General features: G+C 45.5%; 14 protein-coding genes. 7 read left to right on the top strand and 7 right to left on the bottom strand.

Translation table 11 applies throughout. The features are described from left to right. Positions 1-51: 51 nt before the first annotated feature. Both pgi and FKX85_RS18925 read left to right on the top strand, forming a co-directional pair. Positions 52-1,695, top strand: coding sequence for a glucose-6-phosphate isomerase (gene pgi / locus FKX85_RS18930; RefSeq protein ID WP_141616221.1), 1,644 nt, complete (start codon positions 52-54; stop codon positions 1,693-1,695). A gap of 221 nt (positions 1,696-1,916) precedes the next feature. Beyond that, entirely contained in the window at positions 1,917-6,404 is a 4,488-nt protein-coding gene (locus tag FKX85_RS18925) for an ATP-binding cassette domain-containing protein (protein ID WP_141616220.1), read from the top strand. Between the two features lie 189 nt (positions 6,405-6,593). On the opposite strand, the gene FKX85_RS18920 is transcribed toward FKX85_RS18925, so the two are convergent. Together FKX85_RS18920 and proB are read right to left on the bottom strand one after the other, a co-directional pair. Further along, on the bottom strand, positions 6,594-7,514 hold the full coding sequence (locus FKX85_RS18920; protein WP_141616219.1) for a hypothetical protein: 921 nt from the start codon (positions 7,512-7,514) through the stop codon (positions 6,594-6,596). A gap of 282 nt (positions 7,515-7,796) precedes the next feature. Further along, the gene (gene proB / locus FKX85_RS18915) at positions 7,797-8,885 is read right to left on the bottom strand and encodes a glutamate 5-kinase (protein WP_141616218.1); all 1,089 of its coding nucleotides are present in this window, start codon (positions 8,883-8,885) and stop codon (positions 7,797-7,799) included. Between the two features lie 228 nt (positions 8,886-9,113). Here proB and FKX85_RS18910 point away from each other — a divergent pair, with 228 nt between their 5' ends. From FKX85_RS18910 to FKX85_RS18900, 4 genes are all read left to right on the top strand, one after another. Next, positions 9,114-10,472 carry an alanine/glycine:cation symporter family protein gene (locus tag FKX85_RS18910; protein WP_141616217.1) on the top strand — a complete coding sequence of 453 codons (1,359 nt, stop codon included), beginning with the start codon at positions 9,114-9,116 and terminating at the stop codon, positions 10,470-10,472. 281 nt (positions 10,473-10,753) lie between these two features. Further along, a complete protein-coding gene (locus tag FKX85_RS21820) occupies positions 10,754-11,020 on the top strand; it encodes an AAA family ATPase (protein WP_317130651.1) in 267 nt (88 codons plus the stop codon). Continuing rightward, the gene (locus FKX85_RS18905; protein WP_317130650.1) at positions 10,911-11,687 is read left to right on the top strand and encodes an ATP-binding protein; all 777 of its coding nucleotides are present in this window, start codon (positions 10,911-10,913) and stop codon (positions 11,685-11,687) included. Before FKX85_RS21820 ends, FKX85_RS18905 begins: the two co-directional genes overlap by 110 nt. Positions 11,688-11,761: 74 nt before the next feature. Next, positions 11,762-12,886: a glycerate kinase gene (locus tag FKX85_RS18900; protein ID WP_141616216.1), complete on the top strand. Its 1,125-nt coding sequence runs from the start codon at positions 11,762-11,764 to the stop codon at positions 12,884-12,886. Positions 12,887-12,958: 72 nt separating this feature from the next. On the opposite strand, the gene FKX85_RS18895 is transcribed toward FKX85_RS18900, so the two are convergent. The 3 genes from FKX85_RS18895 to FKX85_RS18885 all read right to left on the bottom strand — a co-directional run bounded on the left by FKX85_RS18895 (position 12,959) and on the right by FKX85_RS18885 (position 17,137). Next, positions 12,959-13,978 carry a pirin family protein gene (locus tag FKX85_RS18895; protein WP_141616215.1) on the bottom strand — a complete coding sequence of 340 codons (1,020 nt, stop codon included), beginning with the start codon at positions 13,976-13,978 and terminating at the stop codon, positions 12,959-12,961. Positions 13,979-14,226: 248 nt separating this feature from the next. Then, a complete protein-coding gene (locus FKX85_RS18890; RefSeq protein WP_141616214.1) occupies positions 14,227-14,712 on the bottom strand; it encodes a thioredoxin family protein in 486 nt (161 codons plus the stop codon). A 64-nt stretch (positions 14,713-14,776) separates the two neighbouring features. Next, positions 14,777-17,137: a TonB-dependent receptor gene (locus FKX85_RS18885; RefSeq protein ID WP_141616213.1), complete on the bottom strand. Its 2,361-nt coding sequence runs from the start codon at positions 17,135-17,137 to the stop codon at positions 14,777-14,779. Positions 17,138-17,412: 275 nt separating this feature from the next. Here FKX85_RS18885 and FKX85_RS18880 point away from each other — a divergent pair, with 275 nt between their 5' ends. Next, positions 17,413-18,747, top strand: coding sequence for a hypothetical protein (locus tag FKX85_RS18880; RefSeq protein WP_141616212.1), 1,335 nt, complete (start codon positions 17,413-17,415; stop codon positions 18,745-18,747). Positions 18,748-18,904: 157 nt separating this feature from the next. Here the strand turns inward: FKX85_RS18880 and FKX85_RS18875 are convergent, their stop codons facing one another. Then, a complete protein-coding gene (locus tag FKX85_RS18875) occupies positions 18,905-19,951 on the bottom strand; it encodes a hypothetical protein (protein ID WP_229239683.1) in 1,047 nt (348 codons plus the stop codon). A 58-nt stretch (positions 19,952-20,009) separates the two neighbouring features. Further along, positions 20,010-21,071, bottom strand: coding sequence for a cytochrome-c peroxidase (locus tag FKX85_RS18870; RefSeq protein ID WP_141616210.1), 1,062 nt, complete (start codon positions 21,069-21,071; stop codon positions 20,010-20,012). Position 21,072: the final 1 nt, after the last annotated feature.

Below are 21,072 nucleotides of genomic sequence, written 5' to 3'. Positions count from 1 at the left end.
TCATTTTACCATGGGTTTGCCATATATGGCCATCCAATCAACCTAATAAACATGAAAAATACCAATCCAACACAAACAGCAGCCTGGAAAAAGCTGTCGCAGCTAGCTGATCAGAGAAAATCACAAACTATCCAATCACTTTTTGCTGACAATAGCCGCTTTGAAAAATTTTCCACCCGTTTTGAAGATATATTGGTGGATTATTCCAAAAACCGGATAGATGATGAAGTCTTCAAATCACTTTTTGAACTGGCCAAGGAAACCGAACTGGGAGAGGCCATTGAAGCGATGTTTACCGGTGCCCATATCAACCAAACAGAAGATAGAGCCGTACTTCACACCGCTTTGAGAAACCGCAGCAATACCCCTGTGAAAGTAGATGGTAAGGATGTGATGCCTGATGTCAATGCCGTGTTGGCACAGATGAAGGCCTTTGCCGATAAGATCAATAACGGTGAATGGAAAGGCTTCACCGGAAAGCCCATCAAATCACTGGTGAATATCGGTATTGGGGGAAGTGACCTGGGGCCTGTAATGGTGACAGAAGCGCTGAAACCTTACCAGAATGAAAGCCTGGATATCTACTTTGTCTCTAATGTGGACGGTACGCACATGGCCGAAACCTTGAAAAAAGTAGATGCTGAGACCACGCTTTTCTTTATCGCTTCCAAGACATTTACCACACAAGAAACCATGACCAATGCCCATACGGCAAGATCTTGGTTCCTTGACCATGCCAAGGATGAGGCAGCCGTAGCCAAGCATTTTGTGGCATTGTCCACCAATGCCGAGGCCGTTTCGGAATTTGGGATTGATACGGCCAATATGTTTGCCTTTTGGGATTGGGTAGGTGGAAGATACTCGCTTTGGTCTGCCATCGGACTGCCCATTGCCTGTGCCATCGGTTTTGATAATTTCGAGAAGCTATTGGAAGGTGCCCATGCGGTAGATAAGCATTTCAGAGAAACTGACCTGGAGTCAAATATCCCTGTGATCCTGGCCTTGATCGGTATTTGGAATACCAATTTCCTGGGAGCTGCTTCGGAGGCCATTTTGCCGTATGATCAGTACATGCACCGTTTTGCAGCCTACTTTCAGCAAGGAAATATGGAAAGTAACGGGAAGTATGTTTCCAGAAATGGCGAAAAAGTGGACTACACTACCGGTCCCGTCATCTGGGGCGAGCCCGGCACCAATGGTCAGCATGCTTTTTATCAATTGATCCACCAAGGTACTCATTTGATCCCTTGCGACTTTATTGCCCCGGCCATTTCGCATAACCCTGTAGGCGACCACCACCCGAAGTTGCTTTCCAACTTCTTTGCGCAGACAGAAGCCTTGATGAACGGGAAGTCACTGGATGAGGTGAAAGAGGAACTTGCCAAAGCCGGAAAATCTGAAGCGGAAATTTCCAAATTGGCACCGCACAAGGTGTTTGAAGGAAACCGTCCTACTAATTCCATTTTGGTTAAAAAGGTAGATCCCTATACATTGGGAGCGCTGGTAGCGATTTACGAGCACAAGATCTTTGTCCAAGGAGCAATTTGGAATATCTTTAGCTTTGACCAGTGGGGCGTGGAGCTTGGAAAAGTACTGGCCAAGAAGATTCTTCCTGAGCTGGAAGGGGATGAAAATGTCACCTCGCACGATGCTTCTACCAATGGCCTGATCAATGCTTACAAGGCAATGCGGTAAGTAAAATAGTATCTGAACGAAGTTCAAATAGGCTGCCTCATAACTTGTCATTTCGACGTTAGGAGAAATCCCATCAATTTGATTTCATTTGATAATCAGCTGTTTGGGATTCTTTTCAGATCTGTCGAAACAGGCTCTGTCGTCAGACAGCGTTTTTAACTTATGGGACAGCCTCTTTTTGTTTTCTATAGTTGACCCTTCATACGAAAGTTTAACGTTACATGCGCATTACGAACGCCTACCAAAATAACCTCAAGAACGTTTCATTGGATATTCCCGAAAATCAGCTGATCGTAGTGACCGGTTTATCGGGGTCAGGGAAATCGTCCTTGGCCATGGGGGTGATAGCCAATGAAGGATATCGATATTTTTTGGAGAGCCTGCCGGCTTATAACCAGCAAAATGCACAAGCGATTCCTACCGCAGAGGTGGACAGTATCGCCGATTTGCCTCCGGTGATCAAGGTGGAGCAGTCCAAGCGCTTTCAGTCCATCAGTGCTACGTTTGGGACCCTTTCGGAGTTGACACCGCTGTTTCGGGTGTTGTTTGCACGCTTTGCAGGGGAGGAGACCATGAGCAAGTCGCTTTTTTCTTTTAACCACCCAAAGGGAGCCTGTGACAACTGTCGTGGCATTGGTGAGGCGGAGTACATCGATATCGATAAATTGGTGGGTGACGAAAACAAAACTTTGCGGGAAGGTGCCATTACCACCACCTTGCCCAATGGTTACATTGTCTATTCGCAGGTAACGGTGGAGGAGTTGAACAAGGTGTGTGCGGCACATGGTTTTTCGGTGGATATTCCTTGGAAGGAGCTCAGCCCCGAACAGCAGGAAGTGATCCTTTATGGGAGTAACCGCATCAAAGTCTATTACGGAAAGCACAGTCTGGAGTCGCGCCTCAGGTGGGAAGGATTCAAGGCCAAACCACGCGAGGAAGGCTATTACAGAGGGATTATTCCCATCATGTCCGATATTCTGAGACTCGATAGGAATGTCAGCATCTTACGCTTTGTGAGCTCCAAAATATGCCCGACCTGTCAAGGAGCACGGATAAAACCCGAGCACCTGAAGTATCGATGGAAGGGATTGAACTTTCGGGAGTGGATGGACCTTCCCTTACAGCAATTGTATGATCGCCTTCAAGCACAATCCTTATTTGGTGGGGAAAAAGTATTGGTCGATAAGCTGTGTACGCAACTGCTGGACCTTATCCGGCTGGGGATGGAGCATTACCAGCTGAGCACATCCAGCATGGACATTTCCTCAGGTGATGGACAGCGCATAAAATTGATCAAGCAGGTCAATAGCAACTTGCAAGGCATATTATACGTTTTTGATGAGCCCTCGATAGGTTTGCCGTCCGCTTATCAACAGCATCTTCGCCATATTTTTGATCGATTGATCAACAGGGGAAATACCGTGATGGTGGTGGAGCACGACCTCCATTTTATCCGATCGGCAGATTGGATCGTGGAGCTGGGACCAAAGGCAGGAATAGAAGGGGGAAAAATCATTTTTAACGGAATCACACGGAAATTTCTACAAGCAAAAGGACTTGAAAGTCCAACGTTGACTGCGATTCAGGATGCTGGTAATCAGGCTAAAAAGCAAGTGGCCCACAAGCGGGTAGCTAACTTTCAGCCCGAGGCCAAAACCTTGTCCGTGGTCAGTAGAAAAACAAGTGCGGTACTCGAGCGGATTTCCACTTACGGTGAAGAGCATGACCTGAACTTGCTTACGGTAACCGACCAGCCGATAGGGAAAACACCACGAAGCAATCCTTCCACCTATACTGGGCTGGCGGATAAAATTCGGGATTTGCTGGCCAAAACCCCAGAGGCAAAAGCCTTGAAATTGGCAAAAGGTGCTTTTTCATTTAACAATAAAACCGGCCGCTGTTCCAACTGTGAGGGAGCGGGGGTGATCACCCTCTCCATGAGCGTGATGGGAAATATCAATCAAGTTTGTCCTGTCTGTCAAGGCAAGCGGTTTACACCCGATGTGCTAAAAGTACATTGGAATAGTAAAAATATTGCGGAGATCTATGATTTGAGTATCAAGGAAGCAGCAGACTTTTTTGCAGAAGAAAAGAAACTGGCGGAGATATTGGCCTTGATGCTCCAGTTGGGACTGGGATACATTAAGCTGGGGCAGCCCTCCAATACCTTGTCAGGCGGTGAAGCCCAACGCATTAAGTTGACCAAGCATTTTGCGAAGCCCTCCAAAAAGACAGTTTTGCTCTTGGAGGAACCGAGTATAGGGCTGCATCAGCAGAATGTCCAGCAATTAATGGATGCCCTGAACCAGCTAAAAGAGCAAACGGCGGGGATTGTGTGTTTCGAAAATCACCCGCTTTTCCAATCCGAATGTGATATATTAGTGGACAATGCCTTACGCCCTCAGTTGTCCGAAGACAAGCTGCCACCGGTACAGGACCAAGATGTCATTGCCATCAGAGGAGCCCGTACGCATGCCCTAAAAGACATCAGCTTGGAATTCCCCAAGGGGTATTTGTCGGTGGTCACGGGGATTTCCGGTTCGGGAAAATCTTCCCTGGTCATTGATACTTTGCACGGATATGGCTTGCAGGAAATGACCAAGCAATTTTCAAGCTATCAGCAATCGAGAGTGGGCGTGAATTTTCAGTTGGAAGTGGATTATATCGAAGGCCTTACCCCGAGTATTTGCATTACCCGAAAGGAGAGGAACTTCTCCGAGCGATCGGACATTGCCCAGCAAACGGATTTTGATAAAACCTTGCGTTTTGCCTTTTCCAGAAAGGCCCAATACACGGGACTGGAATGGTCAGCAAGTCATTTTTCCAGTAACCATGAATTGGGGAAATGCGTAGTCTGTGATGGGATGGGGCAGGAATTGCTCCCCGATCTCGATAAAATCGTGTTGGATGAAAATTTAAGCATCGCTGAAGGGCTGTTTGAGCATCACAAATCCTTGGCTTATTATGGCCAGGCCAGTGGACAGTACATGGCCATTTTGGGAGAAGTCGGAAGGGAATATGGCTTTGATCTGACCACTCCTTTTAGGGAGTTGACTGCTGTTCAAAAGGAGGTTGTGTTCAAGGGAGTGGAAGAAAGAACATGGGAGGCGACCTGGAAGTTTAAAACCAAAACACGGGAAGGTACCCAGCAGGTAAAGATGAAGTGGAGCGGTCTTTTCAAGTACCTGATGGATGAGTATTTTTTGACCCGAAAGAACAAATACCAGCCGCTCAAAGCACTGCTTTCATACACAAAGTGCAGTCACTGTCAGGGGAGTGGGCTAAAACCTGAGCGGCTTGAAGTAATGATTGGCGGTCAATCCGTCCATACACTGAAATCCATGGATTTCAGAGGTCTTGACCGCTGGTTAGGTGCATCAGGGGCTACTGAAACCATTGACCGACAGCTGATCGAAAGCGTTAGGGCGCATTTGGCCAATACACTTAAACGGGCAAGCCAATTGCATATCGACCATCTTCAACTCAACCGAAAGTCGACTACCTTGAGCGGGGGAGAGCAGCAGCGAGTGGCCCTGATCAAGCAGCTCAACAGTCCGCTAAAGGGCATTACCTATTTGCTGGATGAGCCTTCTGCGGGCTTATCGGCGGATAATATTCCCGACTTAGTACATATTTTGAAGGAATTGGTGATGAAGGGAAATACAGTAATCGTGATCGAGCACAACAAAGAAATCATAATGGCTGCAGATAATTTGGTGGAGATTGGCCCGAAAGCCGGGAAGCATGGTGGCTATCTCACCTTTGATGGTAGCCCAGAGGCATTTTTGAAAACGCCGGATTGCCATCCATTTTTAAAGCAGCCCACTCATCCCATTGCCTTGGAAGCAGGAGAGGTGGCTATATCATTACGGCACCTGGCCAGGCATACGCTGGTCAAGGAAGCATTAGAAGTACCTGTTGGCGGAATTACAGCCGTTACGGGTAAGTCGGGAATCGGAAAGACTACCTTGGTGAAAGACATTCTGATACCGAGCATCGTTCAAGGTCATCCGGTAAATTGTGCCGCCATTACTTGTCCCAAGCCATATAGCGGTGCCCAATATTTCGAGCCAAAAAAGCTGTATGCCCATAACAGTACCTTGTTGGTTGCGTATTTGGACCTCTTAAAAGACATTAGCAAAATCTTTGCAAACGAGACAGGCTTGAAGGCGAAGGACTTTTCCTATAAAAACAAATCCAGTCAATGCCCAAACTGCAAGGGAACTGGCGTGGTCTCCACCAGCCTAGATGTTGCTGCCAACCATATCGAAAAATGTGAGCTTTGTCATGGACGACGGTATCAGGCCCATTTATTGGAATATCAAGTGGGAGGGCTTCATATCGCGGAGGTATTGGCCCTATCGCTTACCGAATTGCAAACTTGGCTGGCCGATCAGGATATGGCTAGTTCGAGGCAGCAGTTTGTCCAGCAACTGGAAGCCATAGGCTTGGCCCATCTGAGCTTGGAGCAAACAGTAAAATCCCTCTCTTCGGGAGAAAAACAGCGCTTGCTGTTGCTCAATTGGCTTAATGGCAAGACCCAGGGCCAGCTCTTGATTTTGGACGAGCCGAGCACCGGCCTGCACTATGCGGATATCGATCTGCTATTTGATATCCTCCAAAATCTTAGCCAAGCCAATGACATCCTCGTGATCGACCACAATCCGTATTTGTTGGAAAAAATAGGTGTGGGTGTGGTGATAGAGTGATTGGGAAGGACTGGATGCTCCGTTTTACCTGGTTCCGGAGTTCAATTGATGGGAGAGCGGTTTTGTTATAACAAAGTAATTTTGGCACCTGGCAAATGCTTGGATTTGGCAATCCGAAAGACAAAGGATAACATGGTCTTTAATCTTCAATTTGATTCGTGATCAACTGAAAATAGCATTTATCTCTATTTACACTCCCAAATTAGGCAATACAAAGGATTTCGTGTTTGCGTTTAGCCTGATCCATAAGCCCGGGTTGGCATTCAGCTGTTGCAGCGCTTCCTCTTTGTCGGTACTTATGGACGTGTTGAGCACCTTGGCGTAGGTTTGGACTTTGGCGGGTGCAGAATCGGCGTCTACTACAGATTGAACCACCTTTTTGGCTTGCAAGATTGCTGCAGGGCCCAAGGTGAGAATGTACTCCGCAGACCGGCATTCCTTTTCTTCGTTTTCGTTCACCACGCTTCCACCAGCTTTGAACTTGCTGATATGATGCTCCAAAATACTACTGGAAATGGGGATCAAACCGGCCAGATGCTGGGGTTTTGCTCCGGAAAATGGCTTGATATAGGCCAAGTGGGATGCTTGGTTTTCTTCTGGCCCATGGCCAATAAAAAAGATGTCCAGACCACCCAGTGCTTCCAGCTTATTAAGGTAGTCAACTAGGGCGGATTCCAAGTCCTCCGTATCGGTTTGCATGGGCGTAAAGCTCTTTATTTTTTTGAAAAATGCATCGCCCAAAATGCGCTCAAAATCCCTGACAAAACTAAAGCCATTGGCCATGCCCATTGGTGCCAGCGCATCTTGCGTAAATACATTCAGCCGGGAGAGAAGCTCATCTTTTGCTCCCGATTCCGCCAACTTTCCTAACAAACGATGTAATTCCTGAGCACCTCTACCACCAAGCAAGGCAATATTAATATCACCATCTTTTCCTTTTGCGGTGGCGTAAAGCTCATTTAACATGGCTTGGCCGACCTCAGCCTCACTTTCAAGGACCGTGGGGGTAATGCCATGATCCGAAAAGGTAGCGGTTTGATCATTTTTCTTGGACAGCCATACATTATTTTGTTCCTCAGCTCTGACGAATTGCGTGTGGTCTGTGTTCATGATGATTGTATTTTTGAAATGGTTAATTTTTCCTTTTGATGTGTGCTTGCACCGAATGACTAAGCAATGTTTAAAAGTACAGTGAATCGAAGGGAATAACAGCATTAACCGTTATTTTTCTTAACCACGGGTGTTTTACCTAGCCAGGATATTATCTTTAGGTGTATAAAGCATCAGGACAAATTGAAAAATCCTTATCATCTTAAAAAAACCAGCTTCATTTGTTTGCGATCCTTTTTAACCATATAAATGGTTTATACCAATAATTTTATGTCTATCGGCTCAGCTATCCTGATAGAGGTAGAGATAGTCGTAGTGGACAATGGGTTTTTGATTGCTCATTCCTTGTTTTTCGGCAGCCACTTTGGCACCATAGGCGGCCTTGCCAAGGCCAACTTTACGGCCGTCTTCCGATTGGATACGGATAATTTCACCTTTGGTGAAATTTCCCCGGATCTCAAGTACCCCAATGGGGAGCAGACTGGTTATTTTATCGGATCGCAGGGCATTTTCGGCACCAGCGTTGATGATGACTTCCCCTTTGGAATAGTGCTCACTGTGTGCGATCCACTTTTTGGGGCTTTGTTTGGCCTTGGCCGGTTCGAAATAGGTACACCGCAACCTATTGTGGTAATAATCGATAAGCACATCTTCCCGTTTGCCATTGGCAATGGTGACACCGATACCCAGATCGGCTGATTTCTTGGCCATGTTCATCTTTGTGAGCATCCCGCCACGGCCAAAGGAACTTTTGGAAGAAGAAATATAATTGGCCATGGATGGAGCTTTTGAGCCTACTTTTTCGATCAGCTCGGCTTCGGGATCATTGGGATGGCCCTTGAATATCCCATCGACATTGCTAAGGATAATCAGGTTGTTGGCATCCAGCATGGCGGCCACCAGTCCCGCCAGTTCATCATTATCGGTAAACATCAATTCGGTCACCGAAACGGTGTCATTCTCGTTGATTACTGGAATGATATTGTTTTTCAGGAGCCCTTCCAGACAATTTTTCATGTTCAGGTAGTGCTTTCTGTCCCTGAAATCGCTCTTGGTCACCATGATCTGCGCAATCGGCGTGTTGTGCTCCAAAAAAAGCTGCTTGTAGTTCTTGATCAACTCGATTTGGCCAACTGCAGCGAATATCTGCTTCTGGACGACCGCATCGGTTTTTTTCTCAAAAATTGTAGATTTCCTCCCAAAAGCCACAGCACCGGAAGTGATAAGGACGATTTCCTGGCCTTGCTCACGGAGGTAAACCATTTGTCGCACCAAGGCTTTCATGCGCATGGTGTCAGGGATACCATTGGCCTGGGTGAGGACATTGGAGCCTATTTTGATAACGATGGTATTGGCCTTTTGATGGATCATATGGACATTTTACAAAGCGGTACCAAAAATAGCAAGGTTTCCGGATATTTTTAAAAATTATTATTCCCCTAAACTATAAAATCCGTGAGAATCAGTGAAATCCGTGAGCAATAAGTAAATCAGCAAGGCGAAGTCGTTTGGATAAGCGGGAAAATGGTGGTAATATTCACTTTTTAGTTTTGCTTTAAGGAAAAAGCAGGACTGCATAGCATGAATCAAACGTAAACTATGGGGCAACTGATCATTGATTTTAGTAACTGGATTTGGGGATGGCCATTGCTGTACCTGCTTTTGGGAGGAGGTACATTGTTGTTTTTATATTCTGGAATAATTCCTTTCAGGGGTTTTGCTCATGCCATGAAGGTGGTAGGCGGCAAATACGATGACCCCAATGCCAAAGGGGACATCACCTCTTTCCAAGCACTCTCTTCAGCCATAGCCGCGACAGTGGGGCTGGGCAATATCAGTGGGGTGGCTTTGGCCATCGGAACGGGCGGTCCCGGAGCTATATTCTGGATGTGGGTGTCGGCATTTGTCGGTATGGCGACCAAATACTTTACCTGTACACTGGCCATTATGTACCGTGGCAAAGACAGCTCGGGCCATATCCAGGGAGGCCCCATGTATGTGATTGAAGAGGGGATGGGCAAGAAGTGGCGCTTTCTGTCAGTGATCTTTTGTGTTGCTGGCATCATGGGACTTTTGGCCATCTTCCAGGCCAACCAATTGACTGATGTGATCCGTGTAGTACTCTTAAAACCATTTGGCTTGGATTATGGTGTCACTACACGATGGGTTTTGGGCATTTCGATGATGCTTTTGGTCGCCACGGTAATTTTGGGCGGTATACAGCGGATAGCGGCTGTAGCCTCGAAGTTGGTGCCTTTTATGGTCACCCTTTACTTTATCAGTGTAATGATCATTTTGTTTAAATTCAGTGGCCAGATCATTCCTTCTTTTCTGTTTATCGTCGAAGATGCTTTCTCAGGAGAAGCGGTTTTGGGAGGCTCCGTCGGAGCGGTGATCATCACAGGTGCCCGGCGAGCAGCTTTCAGCAACGAGGCAGGAATCGGTACTGCTCCCATGGTCCATGGTGCCTCTAAAAATGAAGAGCCTGTGCGAGAGGGGCTGATTGCGATGCTGGGCCCATTTATCGATACCATTGTGGTGTGCACGCTTACGGCCATGACCATTATGGTGACCGGAGTGTGGGAAACGGGCGAAAAAGATGGCGTGCTGATGACCCTTTCGGCTTTTCAGAGCGGGATTCCAGTAGTAGGTAAATATTTCTTGATGGCTGCGGTACTGGTCTTTGCGCTGTCCACCATGTTTACCTACAGCTACTATGGCCACAAGTGCTTTAACTACCTCTTTGGAGCGGACAAGGCGGATTATTACAACTATTTCTATCTGTTGACCATTGTTGCCGGGGCAGTAGTTTCGCTAAAGGTCGTGATGAGTTTTGTAGATGGCATGTACGCCGTGATGGCCTTCCCGACCATGATTTCAGCCATATACCTTTCACCAAAAGTAAGGGCGGCCACCAAGGATTATTTTAAACGGATGAAGGAAAAAAATACCTTATAAAACTTGTCATAGGAGGTTTATTTATTCGACTTTTACGGAATGAAATCCAAAAAAGTCTTATTATTAGGTTTATATAAAGACCTTTTATGATACGTCGAATACTTGAAAAAACCCTTATTCAACGACTTTATAAGGGAAAGGCAGTTATAATAATGGGGGCTAGGCAAGTAGGGTAGACCACTTTGCTCCGAGATATATTTAAAGGTCAAGAGGAAGTATTGTGGTTAAATGGAGATGAGTTGGACGTTCAATAGCTTTTTTCTAGTGCTTCCGCCACCAGGATGAAAGCAATCATCGGTAGTCACAAAGTTGTAGTGGTTGATGAGGCCCAACGCATACAGGATATAGGGCTAAGGTTAAAACTAATTACTGATTATCTCCCAAAAGTTCAACTGGTAGCTACTGGAAGTTCATCATTTGAACTGGCAAATAAAGTAAATGAACCTCTTACGGGGGCGGAAGTGGGAGTATCAGATGTATCCTCTATCCTTTGCAGAGATGGTCCTCCATCATGGATTGCTGGAAGAAAAGCGGCTAATTTCACATAGAATGGTTTTCGGCTATTACCCAGATGTGGTAAAGCATACAGGAAATGAGAAACAAATACTAAAACAATTATCTGATAGCTATTTGTACAAGGATATTTTGGCAATGGACAGTATTCAAAAGTCAGAGAAACTTGTGAAATTGCTTCAAGCTTTGGCCTATCAGGTGGGATCCCCCGTGTCCTATAATGAGCTAGGACAGATTTGTGGCTTGGATTCCAAAACGGTGGATAAATACATCCATTTGTTAGAACAAGCTTACATCGTGTTTAAATTAGGATCCTTTAGCAGAAATATTCGAAATGAACTCAAAAGTCGAAAAAAGATCTATTTTTATGATAATGGCATTCGTAATGCCCTCATCGCAAACCTCAACCAGCCAGAGAAACGCAATGATGTGGGAGCGCTTTGGGAAAACTTCTTAGTCTCTGAACGAATTAAATTTTTGCACTATTCTGGTAAATGGGTGAATTATTGGTATTGGCGTACCAAGGACCAAAAGGAAATTGATTTTATTGAAGAATCAGGAAGGAAAATACAAGCTTATGAATTCAAATGGAACCCTAATGCTAAGGTAAAACGACCTAACAGTTTCTTGAAAACATACCCAGAAAGTACGTTTCAAATAATCCATCAGGATAATTTTGAAGAGTTTCTGATGGAGGACTAGAGACGCGATAGTTGTATGCGAGTCCATCTAAGCCAAGTCGGATGATTATAATAGAATAACCAAATTTACCACCCATGAATATCCTGATAGCTCCCAATGCTTTCAAAGGAACCATCTCCGCTGATCGGGCGGCAGCACTGATCAAGGAAACCTTGGACGAGCATTTCCACCAAGCCAACTTCCAATTGTGTCCTATTGCTGATGGAGGTGATGGTACTTGCTTTCTACTCGGTAAACAGTTGAAATTAAATGAGATACCAGTGATAGGCCTAAACGCGATTGGTAACATTAAACAAGGTTCAATTTTTTTGAATAAAAGTCATAAAGAAGCTTTGGTCGATGTGTCCACGTTAAGTGGGCTTGATGGACTGGAGGCTTATGAAGTGAATGCGAAGGTGACCAGTAGCTATGGGACTGGGCTATTGGTCTTGGAGGCGATTAGGCAAGGTGTTGACCACATCATCCTAGGACTTGGAGGAAGTGCCACAGTAGATATGGGAACTGGGATTTTACGTGCGTTTGGGTATTTGTTTTTAGACGCTCAGGGGCGTGAAATCCCGATGTTCAGCCCTGGTTTTCTGTCAAAGGTGGCCTATATCCAGCGACCGCCCAAAAGGCACAGTATCCGTTTTACCTGCTTGTGCGACGTGGACAATACCTTTTTTGGAAATCAAGGAGCCGTTCCGGTCTTTGGCCCTCAAAAGGGCTTGAAGGGCGACGACCAACAGGCGCACGAACAAGCCGCGGAAAGGGTTTTTGAATTGATGAATGCCAAAGGAAATAGAGCATTAAAGGATCAACCGGGCTTTGGGGCGGCAGGAGGGATTGCCTTAGGGCTAAGTGCTTTTTTTCCGGTGGAAATCAAGCAGGGTGCCCACTATTTTTTTGAACAGGTAGGGATGGAGCAAAAGGTAAGGTGGGCAGATTGGGTGATCACGGGAGAAGGGAAGTTTGACCATCAGTCATCCTCTGGGAAAGGAAGTTACGAGCTGTTGCAACTGGCTATAAAACAAGGGAAAAAGTCTATTTTGATTACTTCAGGAGGGGAGAAGGAAGGCATAAAGAGTGGCTTTGATGAGGTCATTAACCTGCCTGGATTGAACTTTAGTAAAAGAAATGTAGGTAAAGCGGCCGAGAAGCAGCTGAAAAGTAGTTTGAAGGAATTTTTAAGCAATAGTGATTTTGGGAAAAAGGATTAAAAGGACATTCCGGCGAAGGAAAGGTCCCTTATTTCTAGGAAAGCGCTCCTGTCGCCGGAATGAATATTTATATTAGCCTTTTACTTCTTCGCGTCCATCAGCATGGATGGCAAAGCGTCCTTTTTCTTTGGCATGTGTCGGCTCATGGTTTGGCCACGGCCAGCCTCCAAATTGGGTCTGCTGAAATTCCGTCATGGCCTGGTGGATTTCCTGTGTACTGTTCATGACGAACGGCCCATGCTGCACCACTGGTTCATTGATGGGTTTTCCTTGGAGGAAAAGCAACTCTGCAGGTTGATTTCCATTCACAAAGGTGATTTCCTTTTCAGAAAACAGGTCCAATGAATGTCCCTCTGGCACCTCAAAGCCTTCTGCCTCCAGTTTTTCTCCTTTGTAGAAGAATAGGGAGCGATTAATGCCTTCCGCCGTGGCTGGTAAGGTCCATTTGGCATTGGGAGCCAATTTTATGGTCCAAATGGCCACATGGTTTTCAGGATCCGCTGCCCAGGAATCAGGGTTGGGAGAAGGAGCCTTGGCCTCTGCATATTGTCCCGCGACCACTTTGATGCTGATTTGATTACCATTTTCATCCTTTTCGGTATGCACCGGAATGGTCTCTCCCCAGAGCATTTTGAAATGGGCAGGAACATTTTTCTTTGCTTTGGGCAGGTTTAGCCATAGCTGGAACAACAGCAATGGGTTCTTTTCCTCTTTGTTCAGCAATGGGAACATCTCGCTGTGCATGACACCCTTACCGGCGGTCATCCACTGCACGTCACCCTGGCCAAATCTTCCTGCTGCTCCCAATGAATCCGAATGATCCGCAAATCCACGTTCCACCAAAGTAACTGTTTCAAAGCCTTTATGGGGGTGGGCAGGAAAGCCGGGTACCTTGCTTCCATGGTACATTCTCCATCCGTCCTTGATGGTAAAGTCCTGACCAATATTTCGACCTTCCAAAGAAGCTTTTGGTCCTAGGTCATCGTTTCCTTCTGGAAATTCGTCCAAGTGATATGCGCAAAACAGAAAGGGGTCTTGTGTTTGCCACTGGAATCCAAGTTGCCTGATTTTTTTTACTGCTGTATCTTTCATAGTGCCTCCTAAGACGTTTAAATTAAATGTAAATGAATTTAATGTATATACATGTATTTATGGTAAAAAGTTTCATTTTGCCTAAAAAAAATGTGAATGCTGTTGGGCCCGGATTGATTTCGGGTCAAAGTCATTGGGAGGAAACAGGGTAGATTGGTAAGGGGGAATACTTTCTAGTGTTTTGTAAAGCAACTTCCCGGATGTTCAATGGATCATGGAAAGTAGGGGTTGGTAGCGGAAAGTTGCGATTAGGGCGATTGTCGCAGCCACTTTAACAGCCTTTCACTGTAGAGGTACTCAAATTTCCGATCGATGACCTTAAACTGCTCGTCCAGCAGGATGAGGGAAGGGGGGATGAACTCCCCATTCCGACTGCCAAGTAACAGGGCCATGTCATGGATGCCAGGTCGCTTATCGGTAGCTTGGTGATTGACCAGGAGGTGGCCATCAAAACGAATAGTATCCCTGCTTTCTGCATCCATCTTGACCGCATAGTAGGCCGAGTTTATGACGGAGATGACCTCGGGATGGGTGAATACCTTTTTGTCCATTTTTTTACAATAGGTACACCAGTCGGTGTAAAAATCAACAAATACTTTTTTTGGTTTTTTTTGAAGCGAATCTTCCAATTGCTCAAAAGTTAACCAGTTGATCTTTTCTTGTCCTGAAGAGGTAGTGTGATGACAGGTAAATATACCCGTCATCACAATAAACCGGAGCAATAATGTTTTCATAACTATAGGTGAAATATCGATTAGCTAGTACTTTTCAATCCCTAAATATTCAACACTTCCCATCTCAATGGAAATCACCAATTTTCACACCGAAGAAAAGCGTTCTTGGTCTGGAAGGTCCATAAATATAATTGGAATCCCGCAAAGCACCTGTGTCAAAATCATTCTGGTAGCTATTAAAGACATTTTGGACACCCGCCGAAAGCTCCATATGAAAACCGCTGATGAGGTCAAAGTGGTAAGCCAGCTTGATATTGGCATCAAAAAACTGTTGGCTGTCTATCAAGTCAATAAAACCCGATTCGCTCACTACATGCGGTACTATCATGGAGCCGGTATAAGCACCGGTCAGGTCCAGTCCCAAATGCTCGGTCAAGGCGAAATTGGTAGAGAGATAGCCGTAAGCATTTGGGGAACGAAGAAACTCATCAGTAGTTACGGTTGGTTCATTTTCGTTTTCCCCTTCAGGTTCGAAGAGGACCTGTGGCTCATTATATGTCGACTGCTGCAAGGTTCCTCCCGTTTGTACGGTCACCTTGGAGGAAGGAGAGAGATTCAGTTCAAAATTCCCTCCTCGAACCAAGGCACCGGTTCCATTTCTGACTTCTTCCAGAATGGATCCGTTAGGAAGTGTAGCCCCTGTGCTGACCGTAGTAAATGGCCGTTTTAGCACGGTATAAAAACCTTCTGCCAAGAAGCTAAATTGCAGGTCACCGATGGTTTTGGTGAAATTTAGGGAAGTGGTAAATGCATCGGAGAGTTCTGTTTTCAGGTCATCCGAAAGAATCACAAAGGTAGGCTCCCCACCAACAGAGGAGATATGAAGGTCTTCATTAAAGGCCTGTGGAGCCCGGAATCCACGAGCGTAGCCAATCCGGAATTGAAGATATTCTCTTATATCATAAAGGATATTGGCACGTGGGCTGAATACGCCCGTTGACACATTGGTAGAGCGGGAGATGGAAGACAGCTCGTAGTGGCCATCGACCATGGTATGGTCAAATCTACCTCCCATTAGCGCAGTGAGCCTGTCATTAGGGCGCCATTCATACTGGCCATAAACCCCAATGGTATTGACAGATTGGTCAATAAGGCGCTGGTAGCCTTTGATCTCGTCTTCCACATCGCTTAACTGATATTCAGCTCCAAAAATAACGACGTCGTTATTGGTGAAATTTCTGGAAAATTGGCTTCCGGCCACCAGCGATACGTCATTGGTTTTACCATATGCATTGGCAGCCAATGTGCTGTCAGCAGTGGTTCGCCCTCCTCCTAAGCCGCCATAATAACTGTCCCTGATTGTTTTTTGACCAGACATATAGGTGGAGAAATGATTTTTGTGGTCTTTGCTGTACAGCTCATAGGTCAATCCACCAATGATGGTATTGTGGGTAAGCTCTTCGGTAATGTCGGTAAAATGCGGAGGGATATCTAAGTGGTCTCCACCTCGGCGGTACTCTTTGATGGCACTGAAGTCCAAACTTATCTTGCTGTGTTCACCTGGTTTCAAGAACGCTTTCATGCCAAAAGTGTTGTTTTCTAAATGCGTGATTTCGGTGAAACCGTCTCCATTGGCATCGTAGCTGCCGCGCTGGCGGTATAGGCCGTGAAAGGTAACTCCTGAGCCAAGGTCTTCACTGGTGAGAGATCCATTGAAATTGAGGGAATTGTCCGAAGTAGTACCATCGATAAGGGAAAAGTTGGATCCGATTTGCCAAGTATTTTCTACGGGTTCTTTGGTGATAATGTTAATGGTACCGCCTATGGCATTGGAACCAAAAAGGGCAGATCCGCCACCCCGCACGATTTCCACGCGTTCGATGATATTGGTGGGGATTTGGTCAAGGCCATAAACACTGTTTAACGAACTGAACACCGAGCGGCTATTGATCAAGATCTGGGAATAGGCACCTTCTAAACCATTCAGTCTGACCTGGGTAAAGCCACAGTTCTGGCAATTGGTTTCTACCCGGACCCCAGGCTGATAATTTAAACCTTCAGACAAGGATACGGACTGGATGGCATTAAACAGTTTGGGACTAAGGACATTGACCACAACTGGAGCTTCCTTTCGGTCCAGTTCATAACGGGTGGCACTGATGACCACTTCATTGAGGTTTAAGTTATCCTCTTTTAGTTGAAAATCTACTTTTATACTTTGTCCTGCGACTACGATGACGGTTTTTTGGGCGGTTTGATAGCCCAAAAGTTTTACTTTTATGGTGGTGGCGCCAGCTGGAACGTTATCGATTTTGTATGATCCGTCTGCTGCAGTGGATGAGCCAAGGTCAGTGCCCACTACTTGAATGGAAGCATAGACCGATGCCTGTACAGCGTTCATAACCGTTCCGGAAATCTCTCCGGTCCTTTGGGCATGACTGTGGGTAGCCAGTAAAAGCAATATGATCGTTGTTAATTGTTTCATGCTTGTTTGTATAGGTGCTAAATTTTTATTTACTATTAGCGAAATTAAATATTAAATATATATAAAAAAAAAATTAGCTTTGACTAAATAATAGATATGTGCTTTTCGTAAGGTTTATCGAATATTGACGGTTTCTATTCTATTAATGATGAGTGTTACCGTTCATAAACATTAATACTTGTTTTACATAAAAAATAAGCAAATGATGGATGAATGGCCTTTTATTCCGTAGGAATAAGCTTAACAGTATCCCAATTTAAATTTTATTAATTATCATGAAGTACTTTAGTGTTTGTTTTGCCTTTTTTATTACCTTTTCCATTACTACTTGGGCACAAACTTCACCTTCTGTTACACCAAAGAAAAAGGAATTGCGCTTTGACCTCAATGATGATGGTAGTCATTATGTGAAAGGGACATTTCTTAATCAGATTTGGCTACGCTACACACAGGCCAACCCAGGCTCCGAAGTTTATGGCACCCCTGATGACCAGATCATGGACATTGGACTGAGAAGGACGCGTATACAGGTTTTTGGCCAGTTGACAGACAAGGTGTTTTTTTATACACAATTTGGTCAAAACAATTTGTCCTACCGGTCACCGCGAAAGCAGGGGATTTTTTTCCTGGACGCGATTGGGGAATATAAAGTGGCCAAAGAAAAATTGTCCATCGGTGCCGGTCTGACAGGGTGGAACGGTGTGTCCCGTTATTCGTCACCTTCTATTGGTTCGATCCTTTCTTTGGATGCCCCGCTGTACCAGCAGGCCACCAATGACGTGAATGATCAATTTGTCCGTAAGCTAAGTATCTATGCCAAGGGGCAATTGGGGAAACTGGATTACCGAATGGCCGTGTCCAAACCCATGTCCATCGAACCGTCTTCTGTCCAGGAGCCGGTGATTGATGAAAATTCCCTGTTTACTTCAGAAATAGGATATGCCCAGTACCATGGTTATTTTAAATACATGTTTTTGGACAAGGAATCCAACACGACACCCTACCAAGCGGGATCTTATTTGGGAACCAAAAGTGTGTTTAACATTGGTGCAGGCTTTATGGCCCAGAAGGATGCGATGTGGCATTATGCAGATAATACCACCGATACAGTGAGGACCAATCTGGGGATTTTTGCCATTGATGCATTCTATGATCGACCCATAGATCCCAGCAAAGGAAACGCTATTACAGCCTACGCAGCTTATACGTATAGCGATTATGGAAAAAATTACCTCAGAAATATCGGTGCGATGAATCCTGCCACCGGAGTCAATGCTGAAGGAACACTCAATGGTCCGGGAAGTGCCTTTCCGACCATTGGCACAGGGAATACGTTTTATGCGCAGTTTGGGTACCTGTTTAGAAGGGACTTATTTGGAAAAGCAGGCACACTGCAGCCTTATATCAGCAGCCAATATTCCAATTTTGACCTGTTGGATGATCCCATGGCCATGTATGATGGGGGCGTCAACTGGCTGATCGATGGGAATCGGGTTAAACTGTCCCTGAGTTATCAGAGCCGTCCCATCTTTGCGGCAGCCAGTGAAGGGAATTATGTCACTGATGAGCGTAAAGGAATGGCCGTAATGCAATTTCAGATCGCTTTGTAATGATTAGTATTTATATAAGGGTTAATGTAAAAGGTGAAAAGGGGAAAGCTACTGGCTTTCCCCTTTTTTATTTATTCAACAGAAAAAGTTGCCCGGTGATTACCGGAGAGCTTCACTGCTAATGCAAAAAACGCTAGCTTCAAGGTGGGTTCCTGATTTATAGTTTAAAAGCTTTGATAAAACCAATACTGATCCGGTTTTGATGGTGGATTTGGTTGCCGTTCAGGTCTTGGTACACTGGTGTTTGCCACATCAAACTGAGAGTCCATTCTTGTCTATTTACGTCTAGTCCCGCTTGGGCAAAGACTACTTTTCCACCGGTAAGCTGTTGCTTTTCATCCGTCCAGGTATCCTTATGGGATTGTTCGTAATAGGCACCGGCATTGGGTATGAGCATCCAGTCATCTTGGAGGGATATTTGGTGAAAGCCAATAGCTGAGGCATTAAAACTACTTCCGAACTGGTAGTTTTGGGCCCCTTCGGTGGATTGCTTGTAGCTGAATCCGGTATTTAGGCCGGTTTTGGTATAGAACAATTGGTAATTGAACCGGGCGACATAGCTCCAGGATCCGGTTCCAGGTTGGATGATCGGATCAAATGGACTATTATTTGAAGCTACCTTGTTTGATTGGCCAGTAGGAACGACAATGGCCAATCCTGGCCTAAAGGTATGGCGGGCTTTGGTATTATAAATATAATGGATGTAATCTGCGGCCACAGTCATGTCCCCCCAGCCATGCACGGTCAAAGTCGTATCCTGAACGGGGTTGGGCAGGTCCAACATTTTTTGGTAGTGTATCCTATTGGATTCAAAAGGGAGGATAAAGGTAAAGTTCCACTTGTTCTTCCAGGTAAAATTTCCCCTGAGCTCTACGGTTTCATAGGTTTCCCAGTCCTGATCGGTTTTATTGACATACAGCCCCGTGCCTTCTGGCTCGTGCATCACTATTAAGTCCTGATCGATCGATGGAGAGGCGGCTTTACGAGCATTGGGGGTGTATTTGGCAACAACTCCATTTTCAAATCCAGCAGGTAGCTTACTGGTGACCAAAGCGGTTCCTGGGCTGGGAGAGGAGTAGCCGTATTGGTCATATCCACCAAACTGTCGATGTCTGTAAAACAATCCAATATAGCTCCTGTTTTGCAATAGGCTATATTCGAAGAAATTGCAGCTGTCACAGGCTTTGGCCTCGTTTGATAGCAAGGGGAGTGATAATATTATTATGAATAAGATGAATAGCTTTTTTCTCATTTTTCTGGGCTTACTTTTGGTAAGCTTTATTGTTGATAAATGTGTGGTCGGTCAGGGTCGCAAGGAAAGCCAATAGGTCTTCTCGCTGCTGATTGGTCAAATTGATCCCGTTTTCCAGTTCAGGAGCTAAGCTCCCATTACGTTGGATACCGTTTTCATAATGATCGAGTACCTCTTCCAGCGTTTCGAACCTCCCATCATGCATGTAAGGAGCCGTCAGGTATATATTTCTCAGGGAAGGGGTTTTATAGGCACCTAAGTCCTGGTCGTCAAAAGAAATCCGGTAGCGGCCGAGCAACAGCTCTTCCAGTTCGTCTGGATCGGGGTATGTCGCATCCAGGCCATTATTGTGGTACTGAAGATCGGTAAATAAGCCCTCCTGGTGACAGCTGTTGCAGTGCTTTTGGTACAGTTGATAACCGCTGATTTCTTGTGGATTAAAATCCGTTTCTTTCCTCTGCCATTGGTCATACCGACTGTCCTGGGAAATGAGCGTTCTGACAAATTGGGCCAAAGCCCGGCTGATGAATGCACTGGTGATGGTATCCGTCTTAAAAGCTGCCTTAAACAGCTCGGAATAGTCCTGGTTACCACGTAAATAATGGATGACTTCATTTAAGTCTGCCCCCATTTCATCTGGATGGGTCAGCGGACCAAAGACCAGCGATTCCAAATTGGTCGATCCCCCATCCCAAAACAGTCCTTTGTGCCAGGTCATGTTGAAAAGGGCGGGAGAGTGCCTGTGGAGCATTTTACCCGATACCCCTTGATCACTAAGACTAACTCCGTCACTGAAAGCCAATTGGGGCAAATGACAGCTTGCGCAATTCACTTTACCATTGGCTGACAAGCCATGATCATAAAACAAGGTCTTTCCCAGCAATACCCCTTGTTTGCTCATGGGGTTTCTAGCTGGTTGGGGAAAATCCTCCTGAAGAAGGCTGGGGGAAACCACAGGGCTGAAATAGTCCGGTGATTTCCCTTGATTATCCGCAGCGTCCGGAAGACAGCCTACCAACAGTATTTTCAGGCATAGAGGGAGGAGCAGTCGATATGTAATTGCCTTTTTCAAA

The sequence above is a fragment of the Echinicola soli genome (genome assembly GCF_006575665.1).
In the GTDB taxonomy this organism is placed as follows: domain Bacteria; phylum Bacteroidota; class Bacteroidia; order Cytophagales; family Cyclobacteriaceae; genus Echinicola; species Echinicola soli.
The sequence above is the reverse complement of the archived record's forward strand: the minus strand, read 5'-3'. Positions and strand labels throughout refer to the sequence as shown.

Coding starts and splice junctions, on each gene's coding strand:
- pgi (WP_141616221.1), top strand. CDS start 52: ATGAAAAATACCAATCCAACACAAACAGCAGCCTGGAAAAAGCTGTCG.
- FKX85_RS18925 (WP_141616220.1), top strand. CDS start 1,917: ATGCGCATTACGAACGCCTACCAAAATAACCTCAAGAACGTTTCATTG.
- FKX85_RS18920 (WP_141616219.1), bottom strand. CDS start 7,514: ATGAACACAGACCACACGCAATTCGTCAGAGCTGAGGAACAAAATAAT.
- proB (WP_141616218.1), bottom strand. CDS start 8,885: ATGATCCATCAAAAGGCCAATACCATCGTTATCAAAATAGGCTCCAAT.
- FKX85_RS18910 (WP_141616217.1), top strand. CDS start 9,114: ATGGGGCAACTGATCATTGATTTTAGTAACTGGATTTGGGGATGGCCA.
- FKX85_RS21820 (WP_317130651.1), top strand. CDS start 10,754: ATGAAAGCAATCATCGGTAGTCACAAAGTTGTAGTGGTTGATGAGGCC.
- FKX85_RS18905 (WP_317130650.1), top strand. CDS start 10,911: ATGAACCTCTTACGGGGGCGGAAGTGGGAGTATCAGATGTATCCTCTA.
- FKX85_RS18900 (WP_141616216.1), top strand. CDS start 11,762: ATGAATATCCTGATAGCTCCCAATGCTTTCAAAGGAACCATCTCCGCT.
- FKX85_RS18895 (WP_141616215.1), bottom strand. CDS start 13,978: ATGAAAGATACAGCAGTAAAAAAAATCAGGCAACTTGGATTCCAGTGG.
- FKX85_RS18890 (WP_141616214.1), bottom strand. CDS start 14,712: ATGAAAACATTATTGCTCCGGTTTATTGTGATGACGGGTATATTTACC.
- FKX85_RS18885 (WP_141616213.1), bottom strand. CDS start 17,137: ATGAAACAATTAACAACGATCATATTGCTTTTACTGGCTACCCACAGT.
- FKX85_RS18880 (WP_141616212.1), top strand. CDS start 17,413: ATGAAGTACTTTAGTGTTTGTTTTGCCTTTTTTATTACCTTTTCCATT.